The organism is Pseudomonas sp. AC255 (assembly GCF_979258175.1).
The window spans coordinates 3,961,356-3,987,006 of sequence record NZ_OZ409841.1 but is presented as its reverse complement, the minus strand read 5'-3'; the positions used below and the strand labels follow the sequence as shown (position 1 = coordinate 3,987,006).

Annotated in this window: 31 protein-coding genes and 1 pseudogene; 26 read left to right on the top strand and 6 right to left on the bottom strand. The window is 59.8% G+C overall.

The annotated features are described in order from the left end of the window. Nucleotides 1-100: 100 nt before the first annotated feature. The 21 genes and pseudogenes from ACZZ0K_RS18180 (at nt 101) to recX (ending at nt 16,931) form a co-directional block, all read left to right on the top strand. Nucleotides 101-685: a phage tail terminator protein gene (locus ACZZ0K_RS18180; RefSeq protein ID WP_258707680.1), complete on the top strand. Its 585-nt coding sequence runs from the start codon at nt 101-103 to the stop codon at nt 683-685. Next, on the top strand, nt 682-864 hold the full coding sequence (locus ACZZ0K_RS18175; RefSeq protein ID WP_024011856.1) for a DUF2635 domain-containing protein: 183 nt from the start codon (nt 682-684) through the stop codon (nt 862-864). Before ACZZ0K_RS18180 ends, ACZZ0K_RS18175 begins: the two co-directional genes overlap by 4 nt. After that, the gene (locus ACZZ0K_RS18170) at nt 864-2,360 is read left to right on the top strand and encodes a phage tail sheath subtilisin-like domain-containing protein (RefSeq protein ID WP_071174557.1); all 1,497 of its coding nucleotides are present in this window, start codon (nt 864-866) and stop codon (nt 2,358-2,360) included. Before ACZZ0K_RS18175 ends, ACZZ0K_RS18170 begins: the two co-directional genes overlap by 1 nt. 67 nt (nt 2,361-2,427) lie before the next feature. After that, on the top strand, nt 2,428-2,775 hold the full coding sequence (locus ACZZ0K_RS18165) for a phage tail tube protein (RefSeq protein WP_007908779.1): 348 nt from the start codon (nt 2,428-2,430) through the stop codon (nt 2,773-2,775). After that, nucleotides 2,772-3,068 (top strand): phage tail assembly protein, encoded by a 297-nt coding sequence (locus ACZZ0K_RS18160; RefSeq protein ID WP_258707682.1) that lies wholly within the window; start codon nt 2,772-2,774, stop codon nt 3,066-3,068. Before ACZZ0K_RS18165 ends, ACZZ0K_RS18160 begins: the two co-directional genes overlap by 4 nt. 130 nt (nt 3,069-3,198) lie before the next feature. Continuing rightward, the gene (locus ACZZ0K_RS18155) at nt 3,199-5,088 is read left to right on the top strand and encodes a phage tail protein (protein WP_463559246.1); all 1,890 of its coding nucleotides are present in this window, start codon (nt 3,199-3,201) and stop codon (nt 5,086-5,088) included. After that, nucleotides 5,085-6,320 (top strand): DNA circularization protein, encoded by a 1,236-nt coding sequence (locus ACZZ0K_RS18150; protein ID WP_258707684.1) that lies wholly within the window; start codon nt 5,085-5,087, stop codon nt 6,318-6,320. Before ACZZ0K_RS18155 ends, ACZZ0K_RS18150 begins: the two co-directional genes overlap by 4 nt. A 4-nt stretch (nt 6,321-6,324) precedes the next feature. After that, the gene (locus ACZZ0K_RS18145) at nt 6,325-7,374 is read left to right on the top strand and encodes a phage baseplate assembly protein (RefSeq protein ID WP_258707685.1); all 1,050 of its coding nucleotides are present in this window, start codon (nt 6,325-6,327) and stop codon (nt 7,372-7,374) included. Nucleotides 7,375-7,525: 151 nt separating this feature from the next. Beyond that, the gene (locus ACZZ0K_RS18140; protein ID WP_252877585.1) at nt 7,526-8,035 is read left to right on the top strand and encodes a phage baseplate assembly protein V; all 510 of its coding nucleotides are present in this window, start codon (nt 7,526-7,528) and stop codon (nt 8,033-8,035) included. Then, nucleotides 8,035-8,433, top strand: a complete 399-nt coding sequence (locus ACZZ0K_RS18135) for a phage GP46 family protein (protein ID WP_258707686.1) — start codon at nt 8,035-8,037, stop codon at nt 8,431-8,433. Before ACZZ0K_RS18140 ends, ACZZ0K_RS18135 begins: the two co-directional genes overlap by 1 nt. Beyond that, a pseudogene (locus ACZZ0K_RS18130) lies at nt 8,423-9,448 on the top strand (baseplate J/gp47 family protein); the annotation flags it as partial. The gene ACZZ0K_RS18135 and the pseudogene ACZZ0K_RS18130, both read left to right, overlap by 11 nt. A gap of 4 nt (nt 9,449-9,452) precedes the next feature. Next, the gene (locus ACZZ0K_RS18125; RefSeq protein ID WP_122704966.1) at nt 9,453-10,052 is read left to right on the top strand and encodes a YmfQ family protein; all 600 of its coding nucleotides are present in this window, start codon (nt 9,453-9,455) and stop codon (nt 10,050-10,052) included. A 12-nt stretch (nt 10,053-10,064) separates the two neighbouring features. Beyond that, entirely contained in the window at nt 10,065-11,618 is a 1,554-nt protein-coding gene (locus tag ACZZ0K_RS18120) for a phage tail protein (RefSeq protein WP_122704968.1), read from the top strand. Nucleotide 11,619: 1 nt separating this feature from the next. Continuing rightward, the gene (locus ACZZ0K_RS18115) at nt 11,620-12,087 is read left to right on the top strand and encodes a tail fiber assembly protein (protein WP_290127750.1); all 468 of its coding nucleotides are present in this window, start codon (nt 11,620-11,622) and stop codon (nt 12,085-12,087) included. Between the two features lie 143 nt (nt 12,088-12,230). Then, nucleotides 12,231-13,118, top strand: coding sequence for a gp53-like domain-containing protein (locus ACZZ0K_RS18110; RefSeq protein WP_150743333.1), 888 nt, complete (start codon nt 12,231-12,233; stop codon nt 13,116-13,118). Beyond that, nucleotides 13,119-13,565 carry a tail fiber assembly protein gene (locus tag ACZZ0K_RS18105; protein ID WP_122704972.1) on the top strand — a complete coding sequence of 149 codons (447 nt, stop codon included), beginning with the start codon at nt 13,119-13,121 and terminating at the stop codon, nt 13,563-13,565. It abuts the gene before it with no gap. Between the two features lie 113 nt (nt 13,566-13,678). Beyond that, nucleotides 13,679-14,245, top strand: coding sequence for a glycoside hydrolase family 19 protein (locus ACZZ0K_RS18100; protein WP_258707688.1), 567 nt, complete (start codon nt 13,679-13,681; stop codon nt 14,243-14,245). Continuing rightward, complete coding sequence (locus ACZZ0K_RS18095; RefSeq protein WP_258707689.1) at nt 14,224-14,742, top strand: lysis protein; 519 nt, start codon at nt 14,224-14,226, stop codon at nt 14,740-14,742. Before ACZZ0K_RS18100 ends, ACZZ0K_RS18095 begins: the two co-directional genes overlap by 22 nt. Before the next feature lie 67 nt (nt 14,743-14,809). After that, nucleotides 14,810-15,310, top strand: coding sequence for a CinA family protein (locus ACZZ0K_RS18090; protein WP_150743337.1), 501 nt, complete (start codon nt 14,810-14,812; stop codon nt 15,308-15,310). Nucleotides 15,311-15,393: 83 nt separating this feature from the next. Continuing rightward, a complete protein-coding gene (gene recA, locus ACZZ0K_RS18085; RefSeq protein WP_024011876.1) occupies nt 15,394-16,452 on the top strand; it encodes a recombinase RecA in 1,059 nt (352 codons plus the stop codon). An 8-nt stretch (nt 16,453-16,460) separates the two neighbouring features. Next, nucleotides 16,461-16,931 (top strand): recombination regulator RecX, encoded by a 471-nt coding sequence (gene recX / locus ACZZ0K_RS18080; RefSeq protein WP_041478085.1) that lies wholly within the window; start codon nt 16,461-16,463, stop codon nt 16,929-16,931. Nucleotides 16,932-16,989: 58 nt separating this feature from the next. Here the strand turns inward: recX and ACZZ0K_RS18075 are convergent, their stop codons facing one another. Next, on the bottom strand, nt 16,990-18,105 hold the full coding sequence (locus ACZZ0K_RS18075) for an LOG family protein (protein ID WP_252885459.1): 1,116 nt from the start codon (nt 18,103-18,105) through the stop codon (nt 16,990-16,992). 341 nt (nt 18,106-18,446) lie between these two features. On the opposite strand from ACZZ0K_RS18075, the gene ACZZ0K_RS18070 reads away from it, so the two are divergent. Further along, complete coding sequence (locus ACZZ0K_RS18070; RefSeq protein ID WP_016770569.1) at nt 18,447-18,644, top strand: hypothetical protein; 198 nt, start codon at nt 18,447-18,449, stop codon at nt 18,642-18,644. Here the strand turns inward: ACZZ0K_RS18070 and ACZZ0K_RS18065 are convergent, their stop codons facing one another. After that, complete coding sequence (locus tag ACZZ0K_RS18065; protein WP_007908738.1) at nt 18,645-19,070, bottom strand: PA3611 family quorum-sensing-regulated virulence factor; 426 nt, start codon at nt 19,068-19,070, stop codon at nt 18,645-18,647. It abuts the gene before it with no gap. Nucleotides 19,071-19,259: 189 nt separating this feature from the next. Here ACZZ0K_RS18065 and ACZZ0K_RS18060 point away from each other — a divergent pair, with 189 nt between their 5' ends. The 3 genes from ACZZ0K_RS18060 (at nt 19,260) to ACZZ0K_RS18050 (ending at nt 21,316) form a co-directional block, all read left to right on the top strand. After that, nucleotides 19,260-20,006 carry a tRNA-uridine aminocarboxypropyltransferase gene (locus ACZZ0K_RS18060; protein ID WP_258707690.1) on the top strand — a complete coding sequence of 249 codons (747 nt, stop codon included), beginning with the start codon at nt 19,260-19,262 and terminating at the stop codon, nt 20,004-20,006. A gap of 223 nt (nt 20,007-20,229) precedes the next feature. Further along, nucleotides 20,230-20,880 carry a response regulator transcription factor ErdR gene (gene erdR / locus ACZZ0K_RS18055; RefSeq protein ID WP_016771412.1) on the top strand — a complete coding sequence of 217 codons (651 nt, stop codon included), beginning with the start codon at nt 20,230-20,232 and terminating at the stop codon, nt 20,878-20,880. A 73-nt stretch (nt 20,881-20,953) separates the two neighbouring features. After that, nucleotides 20,954-21,316, top strand: a complete 363-nt coding sequence (locus tag ACZZ0K_RS18050) for a diacylglycerol kinase (protein ID WP_258707691.1) — start codon at nt 20,954-20,956, stop codon at nt 21,314-21,316. Here ACZZ0K_RS18050 and ACZZ0K_RS18045 read toward each other — a convergent pair. After that, nucleotides 21,313-22,239 carry a LysR family transcriptional regulator gene (locus ACZZ0K_RS18045; protein ID WP_034154937.1) on the bottom strand — a complete coding sequence of 309 codons (927 nt, stop codon included), beginning with the start codon at nt 22,237-22,239 and terminating at the stop codon, nt 21,313-21,315. The two genes, ACZZ0K_RS18050 and ACZZ0K_RS18045, sit on opposite strands and share 4 nt — an antisense overlap. A gap of 132 nt (nt 22,240-22,371) precedes the next feature. On the opposite strand from ACZZ0K_RS18045, the gene fpr reads away from it, so the two are divergent. Next, nucleotides 22,372-23,151 carry a ferredoxin-NADP reductase gene (gene fpr / locus ACZZ0K_RS18040; protein ID WP_007908723.1) on the top strand — a complete coding sequence of 260 codons (780 nt, stop codon included), beginning with the start codon at nt 22,372-22,374 and terminating at the stop codon, nt 23,149-23,151. A 179-nt stretch (nt 23,152-23,330) separates the two neighbouring features. Here the strand turns inward: fpr and tsaA are convergent, their stop codons facing one another. The 3 genes from tsaA to ACZZ0K_RS18025 form a co-directional block, all read right to left on the bottom strand. Next, nucleotides 23,331-24,029 carry a tRNA (N6-threonylcarbamoyladenosine(37)-N6)-methyltransferase TrmO gene (gene tsaA, locus ACZZ0K_RS18035; RefSeq protein WP_236168038.1) on the bottom strand — a complete coding sequence of 233 codons (699 nt, stop codon included), beginning with the start codon at nt 24,027-24,029 and terminating at the stop codon, nt 23,331-23,333. A 183-nt stretch (nt 24,030-24,212) separates the two neighbouring features. Continuing rightward, nucleotides 24,213-24,983, bottom strand: a complete 771-nt coding sequence (locus tag ACZZ0K_RS18030) for an SDR family oxidoreductase (RefSeq protein ID WP_258707692.1) — start codon at nt 24,981-24,983, stop codon at nt 24,213-24,215. Nucleotides 24,984-25,112: 129 nt separating this feature from the next. Further along, nucleotides 25,113-25,583: a YehS family protein gene (locus ACZZ0K_RS18025; protein WP_056783315.1), complete on the bottom strand. Its 471-nt coding sequence runs from the start codon at nt 25,581-25,583 to the stop codon at nt 25,113-25,115. Between the last annotated feature and the right edge of the window lie 68 nt (nt 25,584-25,651).

Genomic DNA, 25,651 nt, shown 5'->3' with positions numbered 1-25,651 from the left:
AAGGCACGTCAGCTTCAGCATCCGACCGCTTTCGCGAGCAGGCTCGCTCCCACAGGGACTGCGGCGTTCACTGTAATTTCTCTTACTTCGGAACACCCCCATGAAGATCACCCCGATCCTCACGCAACTGCGTGGGCAATGCCCTGGCCTTGCCAATCACATTTCGGTGGGTGTCGATCTGGCGTTGCTGCAAGGCAACCCCGATCTACCGACACCCTCAGCTCACGTACTGCCGCTGGCCGATCTGGCCAGTCCTGGCACCACCCAAAACCTCACCACCCAACCAATCCGCGACGGCTTCGAAATCGTCCTGGCCCTTGACGCCACCGACGCTACAAAAGCGCTGGATCTGTTGCACGACCTGCGCGCCGAACTGTGGCGCGCGCTGGTGGGGTTCAAGCCCGATTCCGACTACAGCGCCATCGTTTACGACGGCGGCGAGATGGTCTCGATCAACAGCAGCCGTGCCTTCTATCGGCTGCGCTTTTATGCCGAGTTCCAGCTCGGCCGCAATCTGCCAAGTCAGCCTGCGGAGAGTTGGCACGAGCGCGAACTGGACGCTTTGTCGTCCTTTACCGGGATGACGGTGCGGGTCGATGCGATCGATCCGGCTGACCCCAACCTGCAACGCCCGGGTCCGGATGGCCGGGTGGAAATGACTTTCTCTGGAGACGTAACCCCATGAGCAACCGCATCACCGTAGTGCCGGCCGCTGGCCGTGTCGTACCTGACCCGGAGGCCGGCGACCTGTTGCCGGCTGCAGGCCGAGAAGTGCTGGACAGCGCCTGGTGGCGCCGGCGTCTGGCCGACGGCGATATCACACTCAAAACCGCAAAAGCGGCTAAACCACAGGGAGCCAAATAATGGCGATCGGATTCAGCAACATCCCGGCGGACATTCGTGTGCCGCTGTTCTATGCCGAAATGGACAACTCGGCCGCCAACAGCGCGACCTCGGCCATGCGCCGTTTGATCGTCGCGCAGGTCAACGACAATATTGCCCCGACTGAGGTCGGCAAACTGGTGCTGGTTTCCAGCGTGGCGCTGGCGAAAAGCATCGGCGGCCAGGGCTCGATGCTCGCTTCGATGTACGAGACTTTCCGCAAGGCCGACCCGATCGGCGAGATCTGGTGCCTGCCGCTGCACAACACTGAAGGCGCTATCGCCAAAGGTGTGTTGACCCTGACCGGCACCGCAACTCAGGCGGGCATGCTCAACCTGTATGTCGGCGGCGTGCGTGTGCAAGCCACCGTGGTCAACGGCGCCACCGCCGCTCAAGCGGCAACCGCACTGGCGCAGAAAATCAACGCCACTGCCGACCTGCCGGTCAGCGCGGCGGCTGCCGAAGGCGTGGTCACCCTGACCGCCAAATGGACCGGCGACAGCGGCAACGACATCAGCCTGCAATTCAATCGCCTGGGCAAGAGCAACGGCGAAGAAACTCCGGCCGGTCTGACCAGCGCAATCACCGCCATGACCGGCGGCGCCGGTGTGCCGGATCAGATCGCCGCCGTCGCGGCTCTAGGCGATGAGCCTTTCGAATTCATCGCGCTGCCGTGGTCCGATCTGGCCACTCTCAACACCTGGCAAGCGGTCATGGATGACAGCACCGGTCGCTGGTCGTGGGCCAAGCAACTGTTTGGTCACGTCTACAGCGCCAAACGCGGCACGGTCGGTACGCTGGTCGCTGCCGGCCAGGCGCGCAACGATCAGCACATGACCATCCAGGCGCTGGAGCCGGGCGTACCGCAACCGTTCTGGGTACAAGCGGCGGCACTGGCTGCGCGCACGGCGGTGTTCATCTCCGCCGATGCCAGCCGTCCGACGCAAAGCGGCAGCCTGCCGGGTGTTGACCCGGCGCCGGCCAGCGAGCGCTTCACCCTGACCGAGCGTCAGTCGCTGCTCAACTACGGCATCGCTACTGCGTACTACGAAGGCGGTTACGTGCGCATCCAGCGCTCGATCACCACCTACCAGAAGAACGCCTACGGCCAGGCCGACAACTCCTATCTGGACAGCGAAACCATGCACCAGTCGGCGTTCATCGTGCGTCGTCTGCAAAGCGTGATCACCAGCAAATACGGCCGCCACAAACTGGCCTCCGACGGTACCCGTTTCGGCGCCGGTCAGCCGATCGTCACGCCTGCGACCATTCGCGGCGAGCTGATTGCGCAGTACGCCAAGCTAGAGCTGGAAGGCCACGTGGAAAACGCCGAGCTGTTCGCCGAACACCTGATCGTCGAGCGCGACGTGCAGGACCCGAGCCGCGTGAACGTGCTGTTCCCGCCGGATTACATCAATGGCTTGCGCGTGTTCGCACTGCTCAACCAGTTCCGTCTGCAGTACGACGACGCGGCCTGATCCGCGCAGTCGGCGCTAAGCATTCAGCCCACCTCGCGTGGGCTTTTTATTTGAAGGGAGAAACACCATGGGTCAACTGATTGCAGGCACCTGCTACGTCAAGGTCGACGGCGCACAACTGACCATCAATGGCGGCTGCGAAGCCCCGCTGATGGCCGTCAAACGTGAAACCGTCGTGCCCGGTTTCTACAAGGAAACCGACATCGCACCGTCGTTCAAAGTGACCGCGCTGCACACCGCCGACTTCCCGCTGAAGAAGCTGATCGAAGGCACCGATATCACCGTCACCTGCGAATTCAGCAACGGCAAAGTTTACGTGCTGGCCGGCGCCTATCTGGTCGAGGAGCCAGTTTCCAAGGGCGACGACGCCACCATCGAACTGAAATTCGAAGGCATCAAGGGGACCTGGCAATGAGCGGCGCTGTGAAGCTTCAGGTAGCGATCGAAGCCCACGGCGAGCCTCTGGCCGAACTCGTTCTGCGCCGCCCGACGGTGCAGGAAGTGCGAGCGATCAAGGCGCTGCCGTACAAGATCGACAAGAGCGAAGAAGTCAGCCTCGACATGGACGTGGCGGCCAAATACATCGCTGTGTGCGCGGGCATCCCGCCGTCGTCGGTCAACCAGTTGGATCTGGCTGACCTCAACGCGCTGAGCTGGGCCGTTGCGAGTTTTTTCATGAGTGCGGCGTCGGCGCCATCACCGACCTGATCGCCGTCGCCTATGACCTGGCCTGGTTCTGGAAGGTTGATCCCGAACAGATGATGGCCAGGCCACTGGATGTGCTCCGCGAATCGCTGGAGCACGCGCAACGGATCAATGCGATGCAGCAGGTGCAGTGATGGCAGACGAAGAGAAGAAAACCCCGAAACCGGTGCTGATCACCGGCATCGATGAACTCTCGCCCAAACTGGGCGCCCTGCGCATGAAGGTTGAGAGTTTTAAAAACAATCTCGAGCAGACCGGCCTCGGCAAACTGGACATCAGTGGTCTGTTCAACGGCGGCAGCGTGATCACGCCGTTTGTAGACGGCATCAAATCGGCCGCAGCGTTCCAGGGCAAATTGAGCGAAGTCAGCGACACGGCGAAAACCGTCGATCTGCCCGCCGCGCCGACAGCAGCGACGCAGAACATGAACGTGTTCAGTGCGTCGATGCAGAAGGTTTCGGCGGCGGTGGACGCCGCGCTGGTGCCGGCGGTGGGGGCCTTGGTGGTCGGGCTGGAACCGATGCTGACGCAGGTCGGCAGTCTGCTCGCCGACAATCCGAAACTGGTCGAAGGCCTGGCGGCGGGGGCGATTGCCTTCTCCGCCATGCAAACCGCCGTCACCGGTATGACTCAGGTGATGGACCTCATGAGCATGGTGCTCAAGACCAACCCGATCATGCTGATCGCCATGGGCATTGCCGTGGCGGCCGGTTTGATCCTGGCCAACTGGACACCGATCAGCGCGTTTTTCACAGGGATGTGGGAAGGCGTGAAAAACGCCGGGGCGAGTGCGATGGCGACGTTGCGCTCGATACTCGACTGGCGACCTTTGGCGGCACTGGCGGCGTTGTGGGAACCGGTCACGGGATATTTCTCGGCTATCTGGGACAAGGTCACGGTCGTGACGGCGCCAGTGATCGACTTCTTCAAGTCGGTTTTCTCGTGGTCGCCTGCGGGGATGATCATTGAAAACTGGGGGCCGCTGACCGGCCTGTTCTCGGCGATCTGGGAATTGCTCAAGGCCTTGAGTGTGCCGGTGATGGCATTTCTTAGAAACCTGTTCGATTTCTCGCCGATGCAGATGCTTACCGATGCGTGGGGTGGTGTTGTCGCGTTCTTCGAACCGATGTTCAGCGGCCTGCTAGAAGTCGCGCTACCGGCTAAAGAATTCCTCGTGTCGCTGTTCGACTTCTCGCCAATGCAGATGATCACCAGCGCCTGGGGAGGCATTGTTGCGTATTTCCAGCCGATATTGACGACGCTGCAATCGGCTGTGCAAAGCACCCGGGATACTTTGCGGGCACTGTTCGATTTTTTCCCGATGCAAATGCTCACCAGCGCCTGGGGTGGGATTGTCGGGTTCTTCGAACCGATCTGGATGGCGCTGCAAACGTCTGTGCAGCGGGTCAGAGGCTTTTTCACCAGCCTGTTCGAGTGGTCGCCGCTGGAGCAGATTACTCAGTATTGGCAGCCGATCGGTGAGGTCTTTTCGGCGATCTGGGGCGTCGTGTTGGCGCTTTCCGCGCCGGTCGTGGATTTTCTGCACAGCCTGTTCGAATGGAAACCGCTGGATCAGATCATCGAGAGTTGGGGGCCGATCACCGAGTGGTTCGGCGAGTTGTGGCAAAAGCTGCAAACCGTCATTGCGCCGATCAAGGAGTTGTTCGACGGTGGCTTCGCCGGACTGATCGCCAAGGTCACCGGCAAGGTTGAAACGCTGACCCAAGCGCAACGCGAGACCAATGGCGAAGGCAAGGGTGAGCTGGCGCCGGCGTTTTTCGCTGCCAGCCCGGCGCCTGCTGGCAATGGCACACTGCAAAGCGGCTCGTTGCCACAAACCTCCAGCGCGCTGATCCAGCAAAGTGCCGCCAACAACCGTACGCAACTCGAAGGCGGTCTGACCGTGCGCTTCGAAAATGCGCCGGCAGGCCTGCGTACCGAACAACCGCAAACCAATCAACCGGGCCTGGCCGTGTCTTCACGCATCGGCTATCGCTCACTGTCGATGGGAGGTTCCCAATGAACTGGCGTGATCGTTTATTGCCGGCATCCTTTCGCGGTGTCGGTTTCTGGATCGACCAGGCGAAAACCCCGGTCGGTCGCAAAGGGCAGTTGCATGAATACCCGCAACGCGACCTGCCGTTTTTCGAGGACCTCGGCCAGCAGGCCAAGACTCACGATCTGACCGCGTTCATCATCGGCCCCGATTGCCTTGAGCACCGCGACAAGCTGCTCAAGGCGCTGGAGCAGGGCCGTGGCGAACTGGTGCATCCGTGGCTTGGACGCCTGCAGGTCAAGGTCGGCGAATGCGACATGACTCACACCCGCCAGGACGGTGGGCTGGTGACGTTCGCCTTGAAGTTCTATCCCGACCAACCCCTGCCGTTTCCGACCGCCACGGTCAGCACGCAGAAAGTGCTGCTGGCCAAGGCCGACGGGCTGCTGGGTTCGGCGGTGGCGCGTTTCGAACAGGCGATGACGCTGATCAAGGCTGCGCGGATCGGCATCACCAACCTGCGCAACAGCCTTACCGGCGTATATGAAGTGATCAAGGAGCAACTGAAACCTTTGATCGAGCAGTACCGCCAGATCACTGAACTGGTCAAAGCCGTGAAAGAGCTGCCCAAGGAAGTGGCGGCAGAATTCAAGGGTTTGCTCGGCGATATCCAGGAACTGAAAGCGTTCGCCAAGGAAGGCTACCGGGGCGTGATCGCCGACGTGTCGCAGCAACTCGAAGCGATTCGCAAGGCCGATGCGCCGAAGATCACTACCGGCAAGGACACCAATGCCGCAGCGCAGGCGATGGCCGATCTGGTGCAAGACACGATGCTGGTCAAAGTCGCGCAGTGGGTCGCGTCGATGCCAGTGGCGACCACGCCGGTGAAACTGGCGTCGACACCGTCGCTGGCTCAACAGTCGACGTCGCCGGTGAGTCGTCAGGAAGTCCCCGTCAGCGATGACATGCAAGCGCTGCGCACGGCGGTGACTGCAGCCATCGACCCGATGCTGGCGAAAGCCGGACCTGCGCACTTCCAGGCCATCAACGATGTAAAGGAAGCGCTGGTGGCTCATCTCAAAGCGGTGGCGTCTTCTGGCGTGCGGCAAGTCAGCAAATCGTTTCAGGAAAGCTTTCCGGCAGTGGTCGTGGCCTACAAGCAGTTCGGCGACGCCACGCGAGTCGAAGAAGTGACTCAGCGCAACGCGATTACCCATCCCGGTTTCTCGCCCAACGATGTGAAAGTCTCGCGGGAGTGACGCCATGAACGAGATGGACAATCACGTCACGCTGACGGTCAACAACATGGAATACGGCGGCTGGAAAAGCGTCGAAATCACCGCCGATCTCGAGCGTCAGTTCCGCACCTTCAAGCTCGACATTACCTGGCAATGGCCGGGGCAGGCGGTGAGCAAACCGATTAAACCCGGTGACCCCTGTGAAGTGAAAATCGGCAAGGATCTGGTGCTTACCGGCTATGTGTTCAAGGCGCCGATCCGCTATGACGGGCGGCAGGTCAGCCTGACCATCGAAGGCAGTTCGAAGACCCAGGATCTGGTCGATTGCGCCGCCCGTAACCTGCCCAGCCAATGGCAGCAACAACCCTTGCTGACTATCGTCCGCGATCTGGCGAGCGAATATGGACTGTGGGTCGTCAATGAAATCAGCGACACCACACGCCTGACCAAACACACCATCGTGCCGGGTGAAACGGCATTCCAGTCGATCGACCGATTGCTGTCGCTGCTGCGGGTGTTTTCCACCGACAACGAGCTGGGCCAGTTGGTGCTGGCCAAACCCGGCAGCGGTGGCCGCGCCAGCGATGCGCTGGAGCTGGGCAAGAATATCCTGTCGGCCAATGCGCCAATGGATTTCAGCCAGGTGTTCTCCGAGTACCGGGTGATCGGCCAGCAAAAAGGCTCGGATGCGAAAAGCGGCGCGGCGGTCAGCGAAGTCGAGTCGACGGCGGCCGACCTGAGTTTCAAACGGCGGCGCACCACGGTGATCAACGAAGGCACGCAACTGACCTTTGAGTTGGCGCAGCAGCGTGCCCAATGGGAAAGCGCGACCCGCATGGGTCGCGCGCAGACCACCACCTATCAGGTGCAGGGCTGGCGGCAGAGCAATGGCGATTTGTGGCGCCATAACACGCTAGTGAAGGTCAAGGATCCGGTGCTCGATTTCGATGGTGACATGCTGATTTCCAAGGTCACTTATTCGTTGTCGGCGCAGGGTTCGGTGACCACGCTGCAAGTGGCGCCGCCGCATACGTTTGATCCTGATCCGACGCCCCCGAAGCAATCCCATGCCTGACGCAGGATCCTGCTGGCGACAATGGCCCCTGTGGGAGCGGGCTTGCCCGCGATAGCGGTCGTGACAACAAATACATTTTTTCCCTGACACACCGCCATCGCGGGCAAGCCCGCTCCCACAGGGTTTGTGTCGACAAAGTCTAAGGAAACCCATGAGCCTACTGACACGCCTGCTGGCGCGCGGCACTGTCGTGCTCGCCAATTCGGCAACCAAGCTGCAATCGCTGCAAATGCGCCTCACCGCCGGTGAAGTCAACGACGACCTCGAACACTTCGAACCCTACGGTTTCACCAGCCATCCGCTGGCTGGCGCAGAAGGGGTCGTCACCTTCATCGGCGGCGACCGTTCCCACGCCATCGCCCTGGTCATCGCCGACCGTCGCTATCGCCTGCAAGCACTCGCTGCCGGTGAAGTGGCGATCTACACCGACGAGGGCGACAGGATTCACTTCAAGCGCGGGCGGATCATCGACATCGAAACCGCCACGCTGAACATCCGCGCCAGCAGCGCGGTGAACTTCGACACGCCGGTGATCAACCAGACCGGCAAGATCGTTTCCACCGGTGATCAACTGGCTGGCGGCATCAGCCAGATCAAACACGTGCATGTTGGCGTGCAGGCCGGTAACGGTCAGACCGGCGCGCCGGCAGGAGGCCAGTGATGTTCATCAGCCAGAACCTCCACGCCGCGCTGACCCGCGCCGTGCTCATCAGTCTGTTCACCTGGCGTCGCGCCGTTGATGACGACGCCCTCGATGACGAAGAACGCTTCGGCTGGTGGGGCGACAGTTTTCCCACGGTTGCCGACGATCGCATCGGCTCGCGGCTGTGGCTGCTGCGCCGGGTCAAGCTGACCCGGCAGACGCAAATGGACGCCGAGTTCTATGCCCGCGAAGCCCTGCAATGGCTGCTCGACGACGGCCACTGCAGCGCCATCGACATCATCAGCGAACGCCTCGACGCCCAGCGCCTGAACCTGCGCACGATCCTCACGCTGGCTGACGGCGAACGTCTGGACATCAACCCCGATAACAGTTGGCAGGTGATCTATGCCGTTTGAAACCCCTTCGCTGCCGGTGCTGATCAAGCGCACCCAAAGCGACCTGGCCGGCGATTCGCTGCGCCAGTCCGATGCGCAAGTGCTCGCCCGCACCCTCGGCGGCGCCGCTTATGGTCTGTACGGTTATCTCGACTGGATCGCCGAGCAGATCCTGCCGGACAAGGCTGACGAGTCAACCCTGGAACGCATCGCCGCGCTGCGCCTGAATCAGCCGCGCAAAGCCGCGCAAGTGGCTACCGGCAGCGTCAGTTTTACCGCCACTCCCGGCGCCGTGCTTGACGTCGACACTCTGCTGCAAGCGAACGATGGCCGCACCTACAAAGTCACCACGGCGCGCACCACGGTCAATGGCAGCAACAGCACCACGATTGCGGCGCTGGAGGCCGGCAGTCTGGGCAACGCTGATGCGGGTCTGACGCTGACCCCGGTGCAGCCGATTGCCGGGATTGTCGGCAACAGCTTCTTGGTGCTGGCGCCGGGCCTCAGCGGCGGTGTGGCGCGGGAAAGCCTCGAATCGCTGCGCTCGCGGGTGATTCGTTCCTACCGCGTCATACCTCATGGTGGCTCGGCCAGCGACTACGAGACCTGGGCACTGGAAGTGCCGGGCGTGACGCGGGCGTGGTGCCGGGGCGGCGAAGGCGGCATGGGCATTGTCAGCCTGTTCATCATGCGCGATGACGATACGCAGCCGATTCCCGGGGCTGAGCAATTAGCCGAGGTTCAGGCCTATATCGAACCGCTGCGTCCGGTGACCGCCGAAGTCCATGTGCTGGCTCCGGAGCAGGTCCCGGTCACCTATAAAATACGCTTGAGTCCCGATACCAGCGCCGTGCGGGCCGCGGTGCAAGCGCAACTGCATGATTTGCACAACCGCGAGGCCGGTCTGGGCGACACCTTGCTGCAAAGTCATATTCGCGAAGCGATCAGCAGCGCCACCGGTGAGTATGACCACCAACTGATTGCGCCCGTTGGCAATGTCGTGCCGACCGAGAACCAGTTGCTGACCTTCGGGGGTGCATATGGGAGGCATAAGAACTGCGGTGCAATATCAGGCCCAGTTACGCAATTTGCTGCCCAGTGGTCCGGCCTGGGATCCGGAGCGAGTACCTGAACTGGACGCAGTGCTCGTGAGTATTTCCCAAGAGCTGTCGCGTCTGGACGCCCGCGCCGTTGATCTGCAAAACGAAATGGATCCTGCCGGCGTCAGCGAGCTGGTACCCGATTGGGAGCGGGTCATGAATTTGCCTGATCCCTGCCTTGGACAGAAGCCTTTGTTCGACGACCGTCGTCTGGCGGTGCGCCGACGCCTGCTCGCAGTTGGCAGCCAGACCATAGGCTACTTCGTCGAAATCGCCAGAACTCAAGGCTATCCCAACGCCACCGTGACTGAGTTGAGAGCACCACGAATGGGGCGCTCACGTTTCGGTAAGGGGCACTTTGGCAGTTGGCAGGCGCAGTTCATGTGGACGCTCAACACAGGTGGGCGGCAATTCATCGGCCGGCGTTTCGGCGCCAGTTATTGGGGCGAGCGCTTTGGTGTAAATCCCGGTAGCGCCCTGGAATGCCTTATCCATCGCAGTGCACCTGCGCATACCCGTGTGCACATCAATTATGACTAGAGGTTAGAAAGTATGGATTACCCGAAAAACACCCCCGGTGTCGGGCTGGTGAATGGACAGTTTGTGGACGAGAACCCGGTCGCAGGAACACCTGGGTCTTTGATCCCGGCAACTTGGGGCAATGCTGTTACCCAAGAGATCCTGAACGTGATCAAAGCGGCGGGGATGGAGCCCGAGGAAGATGTTTCAACGCAGCTGCTGCAAGCCATCCAGAGTTTTGCCGCTCATGACTTCAAGAACTCGGTGCGGGTAGCGACCACGGGAACAATTGCCCTCAGCGGTTTGCAGAACATCGATGGTGTACAACTGGCCGTTGCCGATCGAGTGCTGGTGAAAGATCAGGCCAATGCATCGCAAAACGGTGTTTACGTGGTGGCTGCCGGCTCATGGTCGCGCGCAGTGGATGCCGCGCAGGACTATCAAGTGACCAGCAGCTTTATCATTGCGACCGATGAAGGTGTGGTGAACAGGTCCCGTCTTTGGCAACTGACCACACCCGGTCCGATCAAGGTCGGCACTACTGCGCTGACGTTTGAATTGCTGGCGGGGTACACCGGGGTCGCATCTGGCGAATACCGCAAGGTCATGGTTAATGCACGGGGGCAAGTAACAGCCGGCTCTAATCCGACAACCCTTGATGGGTACGGCATAGTGGATGCGTACACGAAAGTGGCTGCCAACAGCGCATTTGTGAAACAAGGCGGTGGCGCCGGGCAACTTGGCAATACCGTGTCCATTGGCTGGGACGGCAAGAACATCCTGATCCAGGTGGACGCTACCAGTTTTGGCAACCTGTGGTGTTCGGCCAACTTTGACCCCGGGACCAAGGCCAATGTCGCGGACGTTTACAGCAAGAGTGCGACGAATGGCTTGCTGGACGCCAAAATCGCTTCGGATGCGTGTTCGGTGGCCGGTTTCGCAGGTGGGAGCTCCGCTTCTCCTTATATGCGAAACAAGAACAGCAACGAAGTCGTGATGCTGGCGAAAAGTGCCTCGACACTTGCGGGCTATGGCATCACGGATGGCATGACGCGTGCCGAGATCACCGGCCAAGTCAGTGCTCGCGTGCTCAGTGACGGCATTACCTGGGCAGGGTTTGCCAGTAATGATCCGAATCAGCCCTATATGCGGCGTACTTCCGATAACGGCGTTTATCTTTTGCAGCCGCGTCTGGGGTTTACCCCGGTTCGCCAGGGCGGAGGAAACTTCCAGTCGAACAATACGGTAATGATCGGCTGGGCGGCTGACAGTACGTCTCTGCGGGCACAAGTCGATGCAACTGATCTGGGCAGCATCTGGACCGACGGCATCGGTAATGCGAAAGCGGTCGCTGCGCAATCAACCGCCGAAGCAGGGGTGGTCGGTTCTTATGCCTTGTTGGTCGTTGGCGGAGGAGGCGCTACAGGGCCGGGCGCACTTGCTGCCGGTGTCAACTGCCGGTTCACGGCCACCGACGGCTCTGCCTGGGGCGGCGCACCTGCTGGCACCTGGCGAATCATGGGGGCTATCCGAAATGCCGACGGTGCCAGCCCTGACTCCACTGTTCTATGCCTGAGGGTTTATTGAAATGATGACAATTCTGAGTGCGCGTCAGCCTTGCTGGAACGACGTGGAACATACCTCGTTGAACCTGTTGGTGACTTTCGAGGAGACCAGAGATTCATTGGGTGAAGTACCCTTTACGGCTTCGCCGAAAGATCCGGAGACTCACGGTCGAGAATTGTTTGAACGGGCAGTTGCTCTGGAATACGGCGACATTGCCGAACCCGACGAAGAACAACTGAAAGATGCAATGCGCATGAAATCTTCCGCGCTCTCGGCATTGGCTTCCTCGATGATCGCAAAGTTGCAGAGTGACCTCAGCACTCTGCAGGACTCCGTGGCATTGGGCATGGCAACAGATGAGGAATCCACGCAGTTGCCAATGACCCAGGCGCAACTTGATCTCTGGAGAAAGTACCGGGTACTGCTTTCCAGAGTCGAAAGTCAGCCCGCTTTCCCTCGCGCGATCAATTGGCCACCGCAGCCTGATTGAATGCTTCAGTGCTGGAGTCGAGTGCGTCAGCCGCGAAAACAATCTGCAAGTGCTCAGTATTTTTGCTGAATGCAGATGCGTTCGAAAGACCGGGCTGGCTGTGTGCGCACTCGGCATCGAATGAATACAGCCGGAGACTAAAAATGGATTATCCAAAGAGTGTGCCCAATATCGGACTGGTCAATGGCAGGTTCGTGGATGAAAACCCTGCAAGCGGAGCGCCGGGCTCGCTGATTCCAGCGGTGTGGGGAAATGGTGTAACGCAGGAAATTCTTAGTGTTGTTCAGGCGGCGGGTTTAACGCCGGAAGAGACGACCAACGATCAATTGCTCGGCGCACTTCGCAGCCCGGCGCTGTTTTTGACTGCCGCCCAGTTTGATAAAAGTCGGTCGGTGGCCACTGCTGAGTTTGTTCAGCGTGCATTAGGCAGTTACGCAAGTGCAAGGGGAGTATCCGCCGCAACGCAACTGTCGATCGCTGATGTCGGCTGCTCGATCGGAATGGGCGGGACCGTTTCCTATACCGTCACCCTGCCTGACGTGGCCTCGGTACCTGATGGCGCGAGCATTGGCCTGCACTGCCGCAACAGTGCACCGGTCACGGTTGCGAGTAAGTCCGGTGCGCAGATCAGCCCCCAAGGGGCCTATCTGACCTCGATTGTGATGAACAGCGGGGAGAGCGCCAACTTTGTCAAAGAGAGCGGCATCTGGACGGTTTACGGGACCGCCAGTTTGAAATACGCCGCGCTGTTTTCCGGAATGGTCAGCAATCCCGGGTATCAAAAACACGCCAGTGGCAACATCGATCAGTGGGGCACGGGGATATCGAACGCCGAGGGGGATGTCTACGTGACATTTGCGATGACTTTTCCCAAGGCATATTTCTCGCTGGTAGCGACACATACGGGGGGCGATGCGGCGATGGTTGCGGTAACAGCGTACAGCGCAAAGGGCTGCACGCTGAGAATTCGCAATGCTGCTGGTCAAGTCAGCGCCGGTTGGTCGGTGAATTATTTTGCAAAGGGCTACTGAATGAACCCCTTCACTGTTTTATTCAGCGCCAGCACCCAAGGTGCGTATGTGCCGGGTATCAACTCGACGGACATTCCCGATGACGTAATCGAGATTCCTCAGGGCTATTGGATCTCATTACTGCAACAGTTGGCGGTCACGCCAAAAATGATCGGCGTGAGCGCCACTAACGGTTATCCGATTCTCGTCGATCCCCCGCCACCCTCGCCGGATGCAGCTGCTGACGCCGAGCGCGCCTGGCGTACGGCCCAGCTGGCCGCCACTGACGGTTTGGTGGCGCGTGACCGAGACGAACTCGAGGACGGCGGCGGTACCACGCTTACTACCGAGCAATACGCCCAGTTGCAGGCCTATCGTCGTGACTTGCGTGACTGGCCGCAGGGATCATTCTTTCCGTTCAGCGAGCATCGGCCAGTGGCTCCCGTATGGTTGGCCGCTGCACTCTGAGGCCGTTTTGATCGAACGGTTCATTACCTGAAAACTCCGGAAAAAAATGGCTGGCAAGCATCAACCGCCAGCCGTGATTCAATCGGGACAACATCCAGGGAGGATCAAGCATCATGCAATTAACTGAAACACACCTAATCGACATCATGCCCAACGCCCGCTCCCAAGCGGGCGTTTTTGTTTCGCCACTCAACACCGCGATGGCCAGGCATCGCATCGATACGCCAAAACGTATAGCGGCCTTCCTCGCGCAGGTCGGCCACGAGTCGGGACAGTTGCGTTACGTGCGCGAACTGGGCAACAACCAGTACCTGAGCAAATACGATACCGGTACGCTGGCGCTGCGTTTGGGCAATACGCCCGAGGCGGATGGCGACGGGCAAAAGTACCGAGGGCGTGGGCTCATACAAATCACCGGTCGCGCCAACTATCGCCAATGCAGCCTCGGCTTGTTTGGCGATGAGCGTCTGTTGGCATTGCCCGAATTGCTCGAGCAACCGCAGTGGGCGGCCGAATCGGCGGCGTGGTTCTGGGGGCAGAAGGGCTTGAATGAACTGGCCGACGCGGACCAGTTCAACACCATCACCCGCCGGATCAACGGCGGGTTGAACGGCTTGCAGGATCGCCTCGAGATTTGGGCGCGGGCGAGGGCGGTGCTATGTCCGGCTCCTGGCGCGTGATTGGTCTGTTGCTGCTGGTGACCGGGGCGTTTGCAGCGGCATGGCAGTTTCAGGACTGGCGCTACGGGCGGCGATTAGCCGAGCAGGCGCGGTTAAACGCCGAAACCCTCAATCAACTGACGCAGACCGCCTCCACCGCGCAACAGGCCGAGCAGGATAGACGCCTGGCACTGGAGCAGCGGCTCGCGGCCAGTGAGCAAACCCATTATCGAGCGCTGAGCGATGCCCAACGTGATCAGGATCGCTTGCGCGATCGCCTTGCTACTGCCGATGTGCGGCTGTCAGTCCTTCTCGATGCCGGCGACGTTGCCCACGGCTGTGCGGTGCCAGCCGCCGCCGGCACCGGCGGCGTGGATCCTGCAACCGTACGCGCCCGACTTGACCCGGCGCATGCTCAACGAATTATCGCCATCACCGACACCGGCGACCGTGGATTGATTGCGTTGCAGGCCTGTCAGGCCTATGTCAGAGCGCTGGCGCCCGAACATCTTGAATGATTCTGTGTATTGAAAGCGCGTCCGGCTCGTGTACGGTGGAGGCATTCCACACGATCCGGAGCTCGCCGTGAAAGAGACCACCCAACTGGCCGCAGAACTGGGCCGACGTCTGCAAGTGCTCAATGCTCATGTCACTACCGCCGAGTCCTGTACCGGTGGCGGTATCGCCGAAGCGATTACGCGGATTCCGGGCAGTTCGGCCTGGTTTGAAGCGGGGTACGTGACTTACTCCAATCGGCAGAAAACCCGGCAGCTGGATGTGCCAGGCGATTTGTTCGAGACGGTAGGGGCGGTCAGTCGTGAAGTGGTCGAGGCCATGGTGCGCGGGGCGCAGCGGCACAGCCTGGCGCATTTTGCCGTGGCGGTCAGCGGTGTAGCCGGTCCCGACGGCGGCACGCCGAACAAACCGGTGGGCACGGTGTGGCTGGCCTGGGGTGTGGGCGATGAGGTTTACACTGAAGTTCAGCACTTCCCCGGCGGCCGTGATGAAGTCCGCCGACAAACGGTGAAGGCCGCGCTAGAGGGGCTTGTGCGACTAGCGGCACGAGAAATCGAAAATCAGGGGTAGGCGATCTTCGAACGCTGTGGAATAATACTGGCTACTTATACAGGTGTTGGCCGTCAGGCCTTATTGATTACGTGAGGACTTTAATGGACGACAACAAGAAGAAAGCCTTGGCTGCGGCCCTGGGTCAGATCGAACGTCAATTCGGCAAGGGTGCCGTAATGCGTATGGGCGATCAGGACCGTCAGGCGATCCCGGCCATCTCTACTGGCTCTCTGGGTCTGGACATCGCACTCGGCATCGGCGGTCTGCCAAAAGGCCGTATTGTTGAAATCTACGGTCCTGAATCCTCCGGTAAAACCACGCTGACTTTGTCCGTGATCGCCCAGGCGCAAAAAGCCGGCGCGACCTGCGCATTCGTCGACGCCGAACACGCGCTCGATCCAGAGTACGCCGGCAAGCTGGGCGTCAACGTTGACGACCTGCTGGTTTCCCAGCCGGACACCGGCGAACAGGCCCTGGAAATCACCGATATGCTGGTGCGCTCCAATGCCGTTGACGTGATCATCGTCGACTCCGTGGCGGCACTGGTACCGAAGGCTGAAATCGAAGGTGAAATGGGCGACATGCACGTCGGCCTGCAAGCACGTCTGATGTCTCAGGCGCTGCGTAAAATCACCGGTAACATCAAGAACGCCAACTGCCTGGTCATCTTCATCAACCAGATCCGTATGAAAATCGGCGTGATGTTCGGCAGCCCGGAAACCACCACCGGTGGTAACGCGCTGAAGTTCTACGCCTCGGTTCGTCTCGACATCCGCCGTACCGGCGCGGTGAAGGAAGGCGACGAAGTGGTCGGCAGCGAAACCCGCGTCAAGGTTGTGAAGAACAAGGTGGCTTCGCCGTTCCGTCAGGCCGAGTTCCAGATTCTTTACGGCAAAGGCATCTACCTCAACGGCGAGATGATCGACCTGGGTGTGCTGCACGGTTTCGTCGAGAAGTCCGGCGCCTGGTACGCCTACGAAGGCACCAAGATCGGTCAGGGCAAGGCCAACTCGGCCAAGTTCCTGGCGGACAACCCGGAAATCGCCGCGAAGCTCGAGAAGCAGCTGCGTGACAAGCTGCTGTCGCCAGCGGTGATCGCGGATTCCAAGGCCTCGGCGGTCAAAGAGACCGAAGACGACCTGGCCGATGCTGATCTCTGATACCAGCGATGACCACCGCCGTACTGGATACCCTCGTCGCGGTGCGGCGAACCGCCATGGACCTGCTCGCACGTCGCGAGCATGGTCGAGTCGAGTTGACGCGTAAGCTGCGTCAGCGCGGCGCCGAGGCGGAGCTGATCGAAACAGCCCTCGACCGTTTGACGGAAGAGGGGCTGCTTTCCGAAGCCCGTTACCTTGAAAGTTTTGTCTCCTACCGCGCCCGTTCCGGCTATGGCCCCCTGCGAATTCGCGAGGAACTCAGCCAGCGGGGGTTGCAACGTACCGATATCGAAATCGCCCTGCGCGAAAGTGGTATCAATTGGCAGGCGCAGCTTCAGGATACGTGGCAACGCAAGTTCTCCGGACATTTACCGATTGATGCGAAAGAACGGGCCAGGCAAGGCCGGTTTTTGGCGTATCGGGGGTTCTCGATGGAGATGATCAACCGCTTGTTCAGCGGTCGAGGGATGGACGATTAGACCGATTCAACAAAAAAGGCCCGCTATTTTTTAGAAAATAGCGGGCCTTTTTTTGCCTTCAAATTACGTTGAAAGGCTCGCGTGAGCGTTGTGCAGTGGGCGGTTTTGAATCGGCCCAGTTTTCCGGCAGATTGATAAAGTCCACCAACTCCCTCAGACGACCATGGGTACGGCCATTGAAGGCAAAGGCCAGCCGTGCCAGATGGCTGAACTGCGCATCGTCGTGTTCTTCGCCGCTGTAGGCATGTTGGTGGAACTGGTCGCTCAGGCACAGATCAGCAAACTCCTCCTGCATCCGCGCCAGTGCCTGGTCGCTGAGCTTGTGGTTCATGCGAATCACAAATTGCCGCTTGAGCCAGCGGCTGGAGTGGAAGTTGCTGTAAAACTGATTGATCTCTTCCACCGCTTCTTCAACGCTGTAGACCAGCCGCATCAACTTCATATCGGTCGGCAGGATGTAGCGGTTTTCTTCCAGCTGATTGCGAATGAAGTCCAGCGCACCTTGCCAGAAGGTACCCCCCGGAACATCCAGCAACACCACCGGCACCAATGGGCTTTTGCCGGTCTGAATCAGTGTCAGCACCTCCAGCGCTTCATCAAGGGTGCCAAACCCGCCCGGGCACAGCACCAGCGCGTCAGCCTCTTTGACGAAGAACAGTTTGCGGGTAAAGAAAAAGTGGAAGGGCAACAGATTATCGGTGCCGTCGACGGTGGGGTTGGCATGTTGTTCGAAGGGCAGGGTGATGTTGAAACCCAAACTGTGGTCACGTCCGGCTCCTTCGTGGGCGGCGGCCATGATGCCGCCGCCGGCGCCGGTGATGACCATCATCTCTGCACGCGTCAGCGCCGCGCCGAGTTCGCGGGCCATCGCGTATAGCGGATGTTCCACTGGCGTACGTGCCGAGCCGAACACGGTGACTTTGCGCCGGCCCTTGAATTGTTCGAGCACGCGGAACGCTTGTTCCAGCTCACGCAGGGCTTGCAGGGTGATCTTGGCGTTCCAGCGGTTGTGGTCTTCCTGAGCCATGCGCAGCACGGTCAGGATCATGTCACGGTAGATGGGAATGTTCGGGCTGTTGGTGGAAATATGACTGAGTTGGGCTTCGACCTGGCTGACAAGGTCGCCGCTTTCCTGAAAATGACGGCTCAAGAGGTCATTCGGTTGATAAGGCATTCAACGTCTCCTTCTGTACAGGGCGGGTAGCCCGGACAACCAGCGTCCGGGTCGCACTGCAAAAACACACAGGGCCGGCAGTTCCATTTCTGCCGTTAACAAATGATCGGGAATACTCTCAATCTAGACCCTCGCACGCATTCGCGCTGACTTGAACAGTGCGCTGTAACGTTTTGTCTGGCAACCGCTTACTGATTTGCGCCAAAGCCTCGCCGCTCGTCTGAACGTATCGCAAAGGGCCATCACTCTGATTTACTCAAATACAGACGTCGCAAGACAACCTTGCGTTTGCGCAAGGCAAAGCAATTCAAGGATTCGTGGGTGGCAAGGAGGCGGGATGCATGGTCAGAGTGGTTCTGGAGATCGATACGCAGCTGTATCGAATGTTGCAGGAGTCGGCCGAGACGCATCAATTGAGTCTCGAAGAAGAGTGCTGCCGACGATTGGCCGGCGGCGAGCGTCGCTCGCGCTATCTGCAGGCGCTGGTGGCGGAACTGCGCGCCGAGGATGAACAGCGGCGCGCCAAGGCTTCGCGCTGATTACTTCTTCTTCGCTGGCGCGGCTTTCGGGCAATCGGATTCCTGGTAGCTGGCCGAGCCGATCGCTTTGTTGGTTTTCACTTCGGTGAAGTCGTAACGCATGATCGCGCCCTTGGCCATCAGCTTGCGGTACGACGGGTTGTTGCACACCGACGCGCCCAACTGGAAATACACAGCCTTGGGATCGGCGCGCATCTTGTCGGCGTGGCTTTTTTGCACGCTCAGATGGTTGATCAGCTGCGTGCCTTCGACGGTGTAGCCTTGATCAAGAATGTCTTCATTGATCGCCCGTGGCGTGCCGACGCTGCTTTGGGCGGCGACGTTGCGCAGCTCTCGGTTCAGATTCTGCTCACTCAGGGACGCAGCCTGAGCGGTAAAGGACGACGCCAGCAGAATGGCAGCGGTGGGAACGATAAGGCGCAGCATGAAACTCTCCTGATTCGGTGACTGGTGGTTCGACCCGTCACGGGGCGGTGCGTTCAGTGGCGGCGAATTATAGGGGAGCCGGTCTGGACGGTACAGGCTTGTGGCCGACGCTCTGGTAAACTGCCGGCCTTTATTGCCCTGCCGAGTGTCGTTCGTGTCGAGTTTCCCTGTCTGCCGGTGTTGCCTGCGATGAACCCTGCCCCCAACGCCGTGGCCCGCCTGCGCGATCAGCGCGAAGACGAAGGCATCAAGCCGATTCAGGCGCGCGGCTTTCGCTCCGAGCGTTGCCGCGATTGCCGGGTCATCATCAGTCATTGCCTGTGCGCGTGGCGGCCAAGCGTCGACACCCGTTCCGGCGTGTGCCTGATCATGACCGGCAAGGAAGTGTTCAAGCCAAGCAACACCGGTTGGCTGATTGCCGATGTGGTGCGCGACAACCATGCGTTCATCTGGTCACGCACCGAGCCCGACCCGCAGATGCTTGCACTGCTCAACGATCCGCAATGGCAGCCGTACCTGGTGTTTCCGGGCGAGTATGTCGAACCGTCGCGGGTGACCAACACGGTGGCAGTCGATAGCAGCAAGCGCCCGCTGTTCATTTTGCTCGATGCGACCTGGACGGAGGCGCGCAAGATCTTTCGCAAGAGTCCGTATTTCGACCGCTTGCCGATCCTCAGCCTGCTGCCCGACAAACTCTCGCGCTATCGCTTGCGCCGTTCGACCCGCAGCGAGCACCTGTGCACCGCCGAAGTCGCGGCGTTGTGCCTGGAACTGGCCGGTGACAGCGAAGCCGCTTCGGCGCTGGATGCATATTTCGATGTGTTCAGCCAGCATTACCTCGGTGCCAAGCAGCAACTGGACATGAATGAATCAACGCCCGCTCACGCCGAGCTGCTGCCCTATATACGAAAGCCGCAGCCGGCGTTGGCCCGATAGTGGCCCATACTGTCGACAGCGCTGGCCATCTTGCTTGACCACCCCGGCTGCGCTGGGCATGCTTGGCGCCGATTAGGGTGCGGCCAAGGTTTGAGACGCCGTGTTTGCTGTTGATTGGCGTCGAACGTGCCCCTGTGGATATCGCTTCCAAGCGTTGTCTCGAGTTGCTTTGGCCAGACCGGAATCTACCGCGTCTGCCATCAAAAACAGGATCATTTGAAAAATGGCCACATACGACATCCTGATTGCCGATGATCACCCCCTGTTTCGTAGCGCCCTGCACCAAGCGGTGACGCTGGGCCTTGGCCCGGACGTGCGACTGGTGGAGGTGGCGAGCATTGCCGAACTGGAAGCTCGCCTGACTGAAAAGGCTGACTGGGATCTGGTTCTGCTGGACCTGAACATGCCCGGCGCCTACGGTTTTTCCGGGCTGGTGCTGCTGCGCGGGCAGTATCCGCAGATTCCGGTGGTGATGGTCTCTGCCCAGGAAGAAGCCTCGGTGATGGTCAAATCCCGCGAGTTCGGCGCCAGTGGTTTCATTCCCAAGTCCAGCGATCTGAGCGTAATTCAGGAAGCGGTGCGCAAGGTGCTCGATGGCGACGTGTTCTGGCCGCCGCAAGCGTTCGAAGCAGTCAGCGTGTCGGATGAGGCGAAAGCTGCCAGTGATGGCCTCGCCAGCCTGACGCCGCAACAGTTCCGGGTCCTGACCATGGTCTGCGAAGGTCTGCTGAACAAGCAGATCGCCTATGAGCTGAGCGTGTCGGAAGCGACCATCAAGGCCCACGTCACGGCGATCTTTCGCAAATTGAACGTGCGCACTCGCACACAAGCGGCTTTACTGCTGCAACAACTTGAGTCAATTCCGAGCCAGTGATGGCTGGCGGTTTCACGCTTTTTGACTTTCGTTGATCTAGCTTCCCCACACCTTTTTGGCTGGTTTCTTTCTTATGTCACCTTTCAAGGGCCAGACCGGCCTGAAACGCATCCTCAACGCGTCCGGCTATTCGCTCGATGGCCTGCGCGCCGCCTTCAATGGCGAAGCGGCATTCCGCCAACTGGTGCTGCTCAACGTGGTGCTGATTCCGCTGACATTCTTCCTCAATGTCAGCCGGGTCGAGCAGGCGGTGTTGATCGCGGTTTGCTTGCTGGCGCTGATTGTCGAGCTGCTGAATTCGGCGGTGGAAGCGGCCATTGACCGCATTTCGCTGGAACTGCACCCGCTGTCGAAAAACGCCAAGGACATGGGCAGTGCCGCGCAATTTGTCGCACTGAGCATGATCGCTTTGGTGTGGGCGGTGATTCTGCTTTAAGCAATCGTCGGCAAAACGATCTCGTCGCTGCGCTGCACCCCGGCGGTGAATGCTCGGCACAGCTCGAGAAACTCGCGCATCGCTGAAGTCTGGTACTTCTGTTTGTGCCAGATGAAATAGAACTGCCGCGCCAGGTCCAGATCCGGCGTCTCCACCGGCACCAGACTGCCGCGCCGGAAGGCATCGCGCAGCGCCAGCCGCGAAATGCAGCCAATCCCCAAGCCAGATTCCACTGCACGTTTGATCGCTTCGGTGTGTTCCAGCTCGAGACGAATGTTCAGCGCGCTGCGATGGTGACGCATGGCCTGGTCGAAGGTCAGCCGCGTGCCGGAACCCTGTTCGCGCAGAATCCATGCCTCGTGGGTCAGTTCTTCCATGGTCGCGGAGCCGCGTTGGGCCAGCGGATGTTGCGGCGCGCAGAACACCACCAACTCATCTTCGACCCAGCTCTGCACTTCGATGTCCGGGTGGCTGCAATCGCCTTCGATTAGACCCAGATCAATTTCGTAGTGGGCGACCTGCTGCACGATATTGGCAGTGTTCTGCACGTGCAGCTTGACCTGACTTTCCGGGTGGCGCTGCATGAAACTGCCGATCAGCAGGGTCGCCAGGTAATTGCCGATGGTCAGCGTGGCGCCCACCGACAGCGAGCCGAAACCGGATTTGCCGTTGAGCAGGTCTTCGATTTCCTTGGCCTGGTCAAGCAGGGCCACTGCTTGCGGCAACAGTTGTTTGCCAAGGGCGTTGAGGCTCAGGCGTTTGCCGGCGCGGTCGAACAGCTGGCAACTGGACTGGCGCTCAAGCTCGGTGATCGAAGTGCTGGCCGCCGATTGCGAGAGGTTGAGCAGACCCGCAGCACGGGATACGCTTTCCTGCTGGGCCACGGCGACGAAGACTTGCAGTTGACGGAGAGTAAATCGCATATCGATATAACCGATAACCCTTATCTTAATAATCCAGTTAACAGATATTGTCGTCGCTATTAGAATGCGATGCAATTGCGCACGTTGAGCCTCATTGAGCCGCGCAGACCAATCTCCAGGAGTCAAACGTACATGAGCAACATGAACCACGAGCGTGTCCTCAGTGTTCATCACTGGAACGACACTCTGTTCAGCTTCAAGTGCACCCGCGATCCGGGCCTGCGCTTCGAGAACGGTCAGTTCGTGATGATCGGCCTGCAACAGCCCAACGGCCGCCCGCTTATGCGCGCTTACTCGATCGCCAGCCCGAACTGGGAAGAGCATCTCGAGTTCTTCAGCATCAAAGTGCAGGACGGTCCGCTGACCTCCCAATTGCAGCACTTGAAGGAAGGCGACGAGATCATCATCTCGAAGAAGCCTACCGGCACGCTGGTTCTTGATGACCTGAACCCGGGCAAGCACCTGTACCTGCTGAGCACCGGCACCGGTCTGGCGCCGTTCATGAGTGTTATTCAGGACCCGGAAACCTACGAGCGCTTTGAGAAAGTGATCCTGGTTCACGGTGTGCGTTACGTCAACGAAGTCGCCTACCGCGAATTTATCACCGAGCATTTGCCACAGAACGAATTCTTCGGCGAGGCGCTGCGTGACAAGTTGATCTACTACCCGACCGTGACCCGCGAGCCGTTCGAGAATCAGGGCCGCCTGACTGACCTGATGCGCAGCGGCAAGCTGTTCAGCGACATCGGCCTGCCACCGATCAACCCGCAGGACGATCGCGCGATGATCTGCGGCAGCCCGAGCATGCTCGACGAGACCAGCGAAGTGCTCGACAGCTTCGGCCTGAAGATCTCGGCGCGGATGCGCGAGCCGGGTGATTACCTGATCGAGCGTGCATTCGTCGAGAAGTAAGCGCCACAAAAAGCCCCCATTGCCTTGGCAGGCAATGGGGGCTTTTTTATGCCCGAAGCATTTCCTTCATGCCTGCCACGATCCAAGGAGCTGCCGAAGGCTGCGATCTTTTGATCTTGCTTTTTAAAATCAAGATCAAAAGATCGCAGCCTTCGGCAGCTCCTACACTGGGCGTGTTTTCAGGCTGTGGCCGGGATGACTTCCAGCACGCGGATCTGTTCGGGCGTCGGGTAATGCCAGCGCACGTCCAGATCCCAGAACTGCGCACCATATTCACGTTCCGGCGCCGGTGTCTGATACGCCGGACGCGGATCCTGCGCCAGGCACTGCTCGATCAGCTCAACCAATGGCTCTTCAAGCCGCTGAGCGTGGGTGTGCGCTTGTTTCAAGGCTGACTCCGCCCACTGGACGTCGATCAACTGCGGCGCCGCGCTGGCGATGTCATTGGTTGCCCCAGGGATGATGTCGGCATACGGCACATACGGTTTGATATCCAGCACCGGCGTGCCGTCGAGCAGATCGATCCCGGAGATAAACAGCCGATTACCTTCGACCCTGTCCAGCTTCACCACCGACTGGCCAATGCCGTTCGGCCGGTGGGTGGCGCGGGTGGCGAACACGCCCATCGACTTGTTGCCGCCCAGGCGTGGCGGGCGCACTTTCAGGCGCGGTTTGTCTTCCAGAGCTTGGTGGAACAGAAACAACAGCCACACATGGCTGACCTGCTCCAGCCCCTGCACGGCGTCACCCTGGTCGAACGGCGCGACCAGTTCCAGCACGCCACGGGCGGCCGGGGCCAGTTGTGGCTGGCGGGGGATGGCGAACTTCTCCTTGAAGCAGGAGCGCACGAAGCCGATGGGGGAGACGCTGTAAGTCATGGTCTGGGATCGAAGCGGGGTAGGGCGGGCATGATAACCCGGCTCGCTTCAAGTCTGGTGGTGACAGGGCGGACGCCATCGCTGGCAAGCCAGCTCCCACAGGTTTTTGAGTGAACCTGGATTGTTCAAACACCCAAGAACCCTGTGGGAGCTGGCTTGCCAGCGATAGTCACACCGCCGATGTCAGAGGCTGAACCCACCATCAAGAGGAATGATGTTCCCGGTCATATAAGCCCCCGCCGTACTCGCCAGGCTGATCGCCAGCGCCGCCATCTCTTCCTCACGCCCCCAGCGCTTCATCGGAATCAGCGCAGTATCCTCAGCCAATGCCTGCTCATCATTACCAATATGCTGGGTCATCTTGCTCGGAAATCGTCCCGGCGCAATCACGTTGACGTTGATGTGCTGGCTCACCAGTTCTCGCGCCAGAATGCGCGATAACTGATGCAGGGCGGCCTTGCTCGGCCCATAGGCATATGCCTGCTCGCCAAACGAAGAAATCCCCGCCACCGAACCGATATTGATGATCCGCGCCGGATTCGCTGCCGAGCCAGCCTTGCGCAGTAACGGCAGAAACTGCTGGATGCAACTGAACACCGACGTCACGTTGAGCTGCATGACCTTTTCCCAGCCCTTGACCGGATAACTCTCCAGCGGCGCGCCCCACGTGGTGCCGGCATTGTTCACCAGAATGTCCAGATGAGTGATCTGCTCACCCAGGCGCGTGGCCAGTTCCTGCACGCCTTCTTCGGTCGCCAGATTCGCCGCCACGCCGTGGCAAGTGCCGAAGGCACTGAGTTCTTGCGCCGTTTGATGACAGGCTTCGGCGTCGCGGGAGCAGACGAACACTCGGGCGCCAGCCTCGACAAAGGCCTTGGCGATCATTTTGCCGATACCACGGGTGCCGCCGGTCACCAGAGCGGTGCGGCCTTGCAGGGAAAAGTAGGGATGCATGGCGAGTCCTGAGGGCTAGGGGTCAATACACCCTAGTCGCCAGCCGCAAAAAACGGAGCCACTATTTTCGAAGGGAATGAACGGTCATGCGCTGCGGTGGCGACCATCAGTCGCCACCGCAGAAGGGCATCAGGCCGGGCGAACGCGCAGGGTCAGACCCTTGAGGAAGTTACGCAGCAACTGGTCGCCACACGGCCGATAGTTGGTGTGGCCGACCTTGCGGAACAGCGCGCTCAGTTCAGGCTTGGACACCGGAAACTCGGCGGCCTTGAGGATCGCGTGCATGTCGTCTTCTTTCAGTTCGAAGGCCACACGCAGTTTTTTCAGGATGATGTTGTTGGTCACCGGCACTTCGATCGGCTGCGGCGGACGGCTTTCGTCCTTGCCGCGTTTGAAGATCACCAGACCGTCGAGGAAGTGCGCGATGACTTCGTCCGGGCAGCGTACGAAGCCTTCTTCGTCTTCTTCTTTCTTGTCGAGCCAGGTGATTACATCGGCGAGCGTGACGTCCATGCCGCCCAGTTTGATGATCTCGACAACTTTCTTGTCGCTGATGTCGAGCATGTAGCGCACGCTGCGCAGTACGTCGTTATGAACCATGTCGGTATTCCTGATGCGTTGTGGGCAGCGCTCGTAAGCACTGCCGAAATGTGTGGCGGCAGTGGAAG

Excerpts from the sequence above, each read along its gene's own strand:
- ACZZ0K_RS18165 (WP_007908779.1), top strand. The coding sequence starts at position 2,428 with ATGGGTCAACTGATTGCAGGCACCTGCTACGTCAAGGTCGACGGCGCA.
- ACZZ0K_RS18170 (WP_071174557.1), top strand. The coding sequence starts at position 864 with ATGGCGATCGGATTCAGCAACATCCCGGCGGACATTCGTGTGCCGCTG.
- ACZZ0K_RS18115 (WP_290127750.1), top strand. The coding sequence starts at position 11,620 with ATGATGACAATTCTGAGTGCGCGTCAGCCTTGCTGGAACGACGTGGAA.
- ACZZ0K_RS18125 (WP_122704966.1), top strand. The coding sequence starts at position 9,453 with ATGGGAGGCATAAGAACTGCGGTGCAATATCAGGCCCAGTTACGCAAT.
- ACZZ0K_RS18045 (WP_034154937.1), bottom strand. The coding sequence starts at position 22,239 with ATGCGATTTACTCTCCGTCAACTGCAAGTCTTCGTCGCCGTGGCCCAG.
- ACZZ0K_RS18025 (WP_056783315.1), bottom strand. The coding sequence starts at position 25,583 with ATGGTTCATAACGACGTACTGCGCAGCGTGCGCTACATGCTCGACATC.
- ACZZ0K_RS18120 (WP_122704968.1), top strand. The coding sequence starts at position 10,065 with ATGGATTACCCGAAAAACACCCCCGGTGTCGGGCTGGTGAATGGACAG.
- ACZZ0K_RS18135 (WP_258707686.1), top strand. The coding sequence starts at position 8,035 with ATGTTCATCAGCCAGAACCTCCACGCCGCGCTGACCCGCGCCGTGCTC.
- ACZZ0K_RS18105 (WP_122704972.1), top strand. The coding sequence starts at position 13,119 with ATGAACCCCTTCACTGTTTTATTCAGCGCCAGCACCCAAGGTGCGTAT.
- ACZZ0K_RS18155 (WP_463559246.1), top strand. The coding sequence starts at position 3,199 with ATGGCAGACGAAGAGAAGAAAACCCCGAAACCGGTGCTGATCACCGGC.
- ACZZ0K_RS18110 (WP_150743333.1), top strand. The coding sequence starts at position 12,231 with ATGGATTATCCAAAGAGTGTGCCCAATATCGGACTGGTCAATGGCAGG.
- ACZZ0K_RS18100 (WP_258707688.1), top strand. The coding sequence starts at position 13,679 with ATGCAATTAACTGAAACACACCTAATCGACATCATGCCCAACGCCCGC.
- recX (WP_041478085.1), top strand. The coding sequence starts at position 16,461 with ATGACCACCGCCGTACTGGATACCCTCGTCGCGGTGCGGCGAACCGCC.
- tsaA (WP_236168038.1), bottom strand. The coding sequence starts at position 24,029 with ATGACTTACAGCGTCTCCCCCATCGGCTTCGTGCGCTCCTGCTTCAAG.
- ACZZ0K_RS18145 (WP_258707685.1), top strand. The coding sequence starts at position 6,325 with ATGAACGAGATGGACAATCACGTCACGCTGACGGTCAACAACATGGAA.
- ACZZ0K_RS18030 (WP_258707692.1), bottom strand. The coding sequence starts at position 24,983 with ATGCATCCCTACTTTTCCCTGCAAGGCCGCACCGCTCTGGTGACCGGC.
- recA (WP_024011876.1), top strand. The coding sequence starts at position 15,394 with ATGGACGACAACAAGAAGAAAGCCTTGGCTGCGGCCCTGGGTCAGATC.
- ACZZ0K_RS18075 (WP_252885459.1), bottom strand. The coding sequence starts at position 18,105 with ATGCCTTATCAACCGAATGACCTCTTGAGCCGTCATTTTCAGGAAAGC.
- ACZZ0K_RS18160 (WP_258707682.1), top strand. The coding sequence starts at position 2,772 with ATGAGCGGCGCTGTGAAGCTTCAGGTAGCGATCGAAGCCCACGGCGAG.
- ACZZ0K_RS18070 (WP_016770569.1), top strand. The coding sequence starts at position 18,447 with ATGGTCAGAGTGGTTCTGGAGATCGATACGCAGCTGTATCGAATGTTG.
- ACZZ0K_RS18175 (WP_024011856.1), top strand. The coding sequence starts at position 682 with ATGAGCAACCGCATCACCGTAGTGCCGGCCGCTGGCCGTGTCGTACCT.
- ACZZ0K_RS18050 (WP_258707691.1), top strand. The coding sequence starts at position 20,954 with ATGTCACCTTTCAAGGGCCAGACCGGCCTGAAACGCATCCTCAACGCG.
- ACZZ0K_RS18140 (WP_252877585.1), top strand. The coding sequence starts at position 7,526 with ATGAGCCTACTGACACGCCTGCTGGCGCGCGGCACTGTCGTGCTCGCC.
- ACZZ0K_RS18065 (WP_007908738.1), bottom strand. The coding sequence starts at position 19,070 with ATGCTGCGCCTTATCGTTCCCACCGCTGCCATTCTGCTGGCGTCGTCC.
- erdR (WP_016771412.1), top strand. The coding sequence starts at position 20,230 with ATGGCCACATACGACATCCTGATTGCCGATGATCACCCCCTGTTTCGT.
- ACZZ0K_RS18150 (WP_258707684.1), top strand. The coding sequence starts at position 5,085 with ATGAACTGGCGTGATCGTTTATTGCCGGCATCCTTTCGCGGTGTCGGT.
- fpr (WP_007908723.1), top strand. The coding sequence starts at position 22,372 with ATGAGCAACATGAACCACGAGCGTGTCCTCAGTGTTCATCACTGGAAC.
- ACZZ0K_RS18060 (WP_258707690.1), top strand. The coding sequence starts at position 19,260 with ATGAACCCTGCCCCCAACGCCGTGGCCCGCCTGCGCGATCAGCGCGAA.
- ACZZ0K_RS18180 (WP_258707680.1), top strand. The coding sequence starts at position 101 with ATGAAGATCACCCCGATCCTCACGCAACTGCGTGGGCAATGCCCTGGC.
- ACZZ0K_RS18095 (WP_258707689.1), top strand. The coding sequence starts at position 14,224 with ATGTCCGGCTCCTGGCGCGTGATTGGTCTGTTGCTGCTGGTGACCGGG.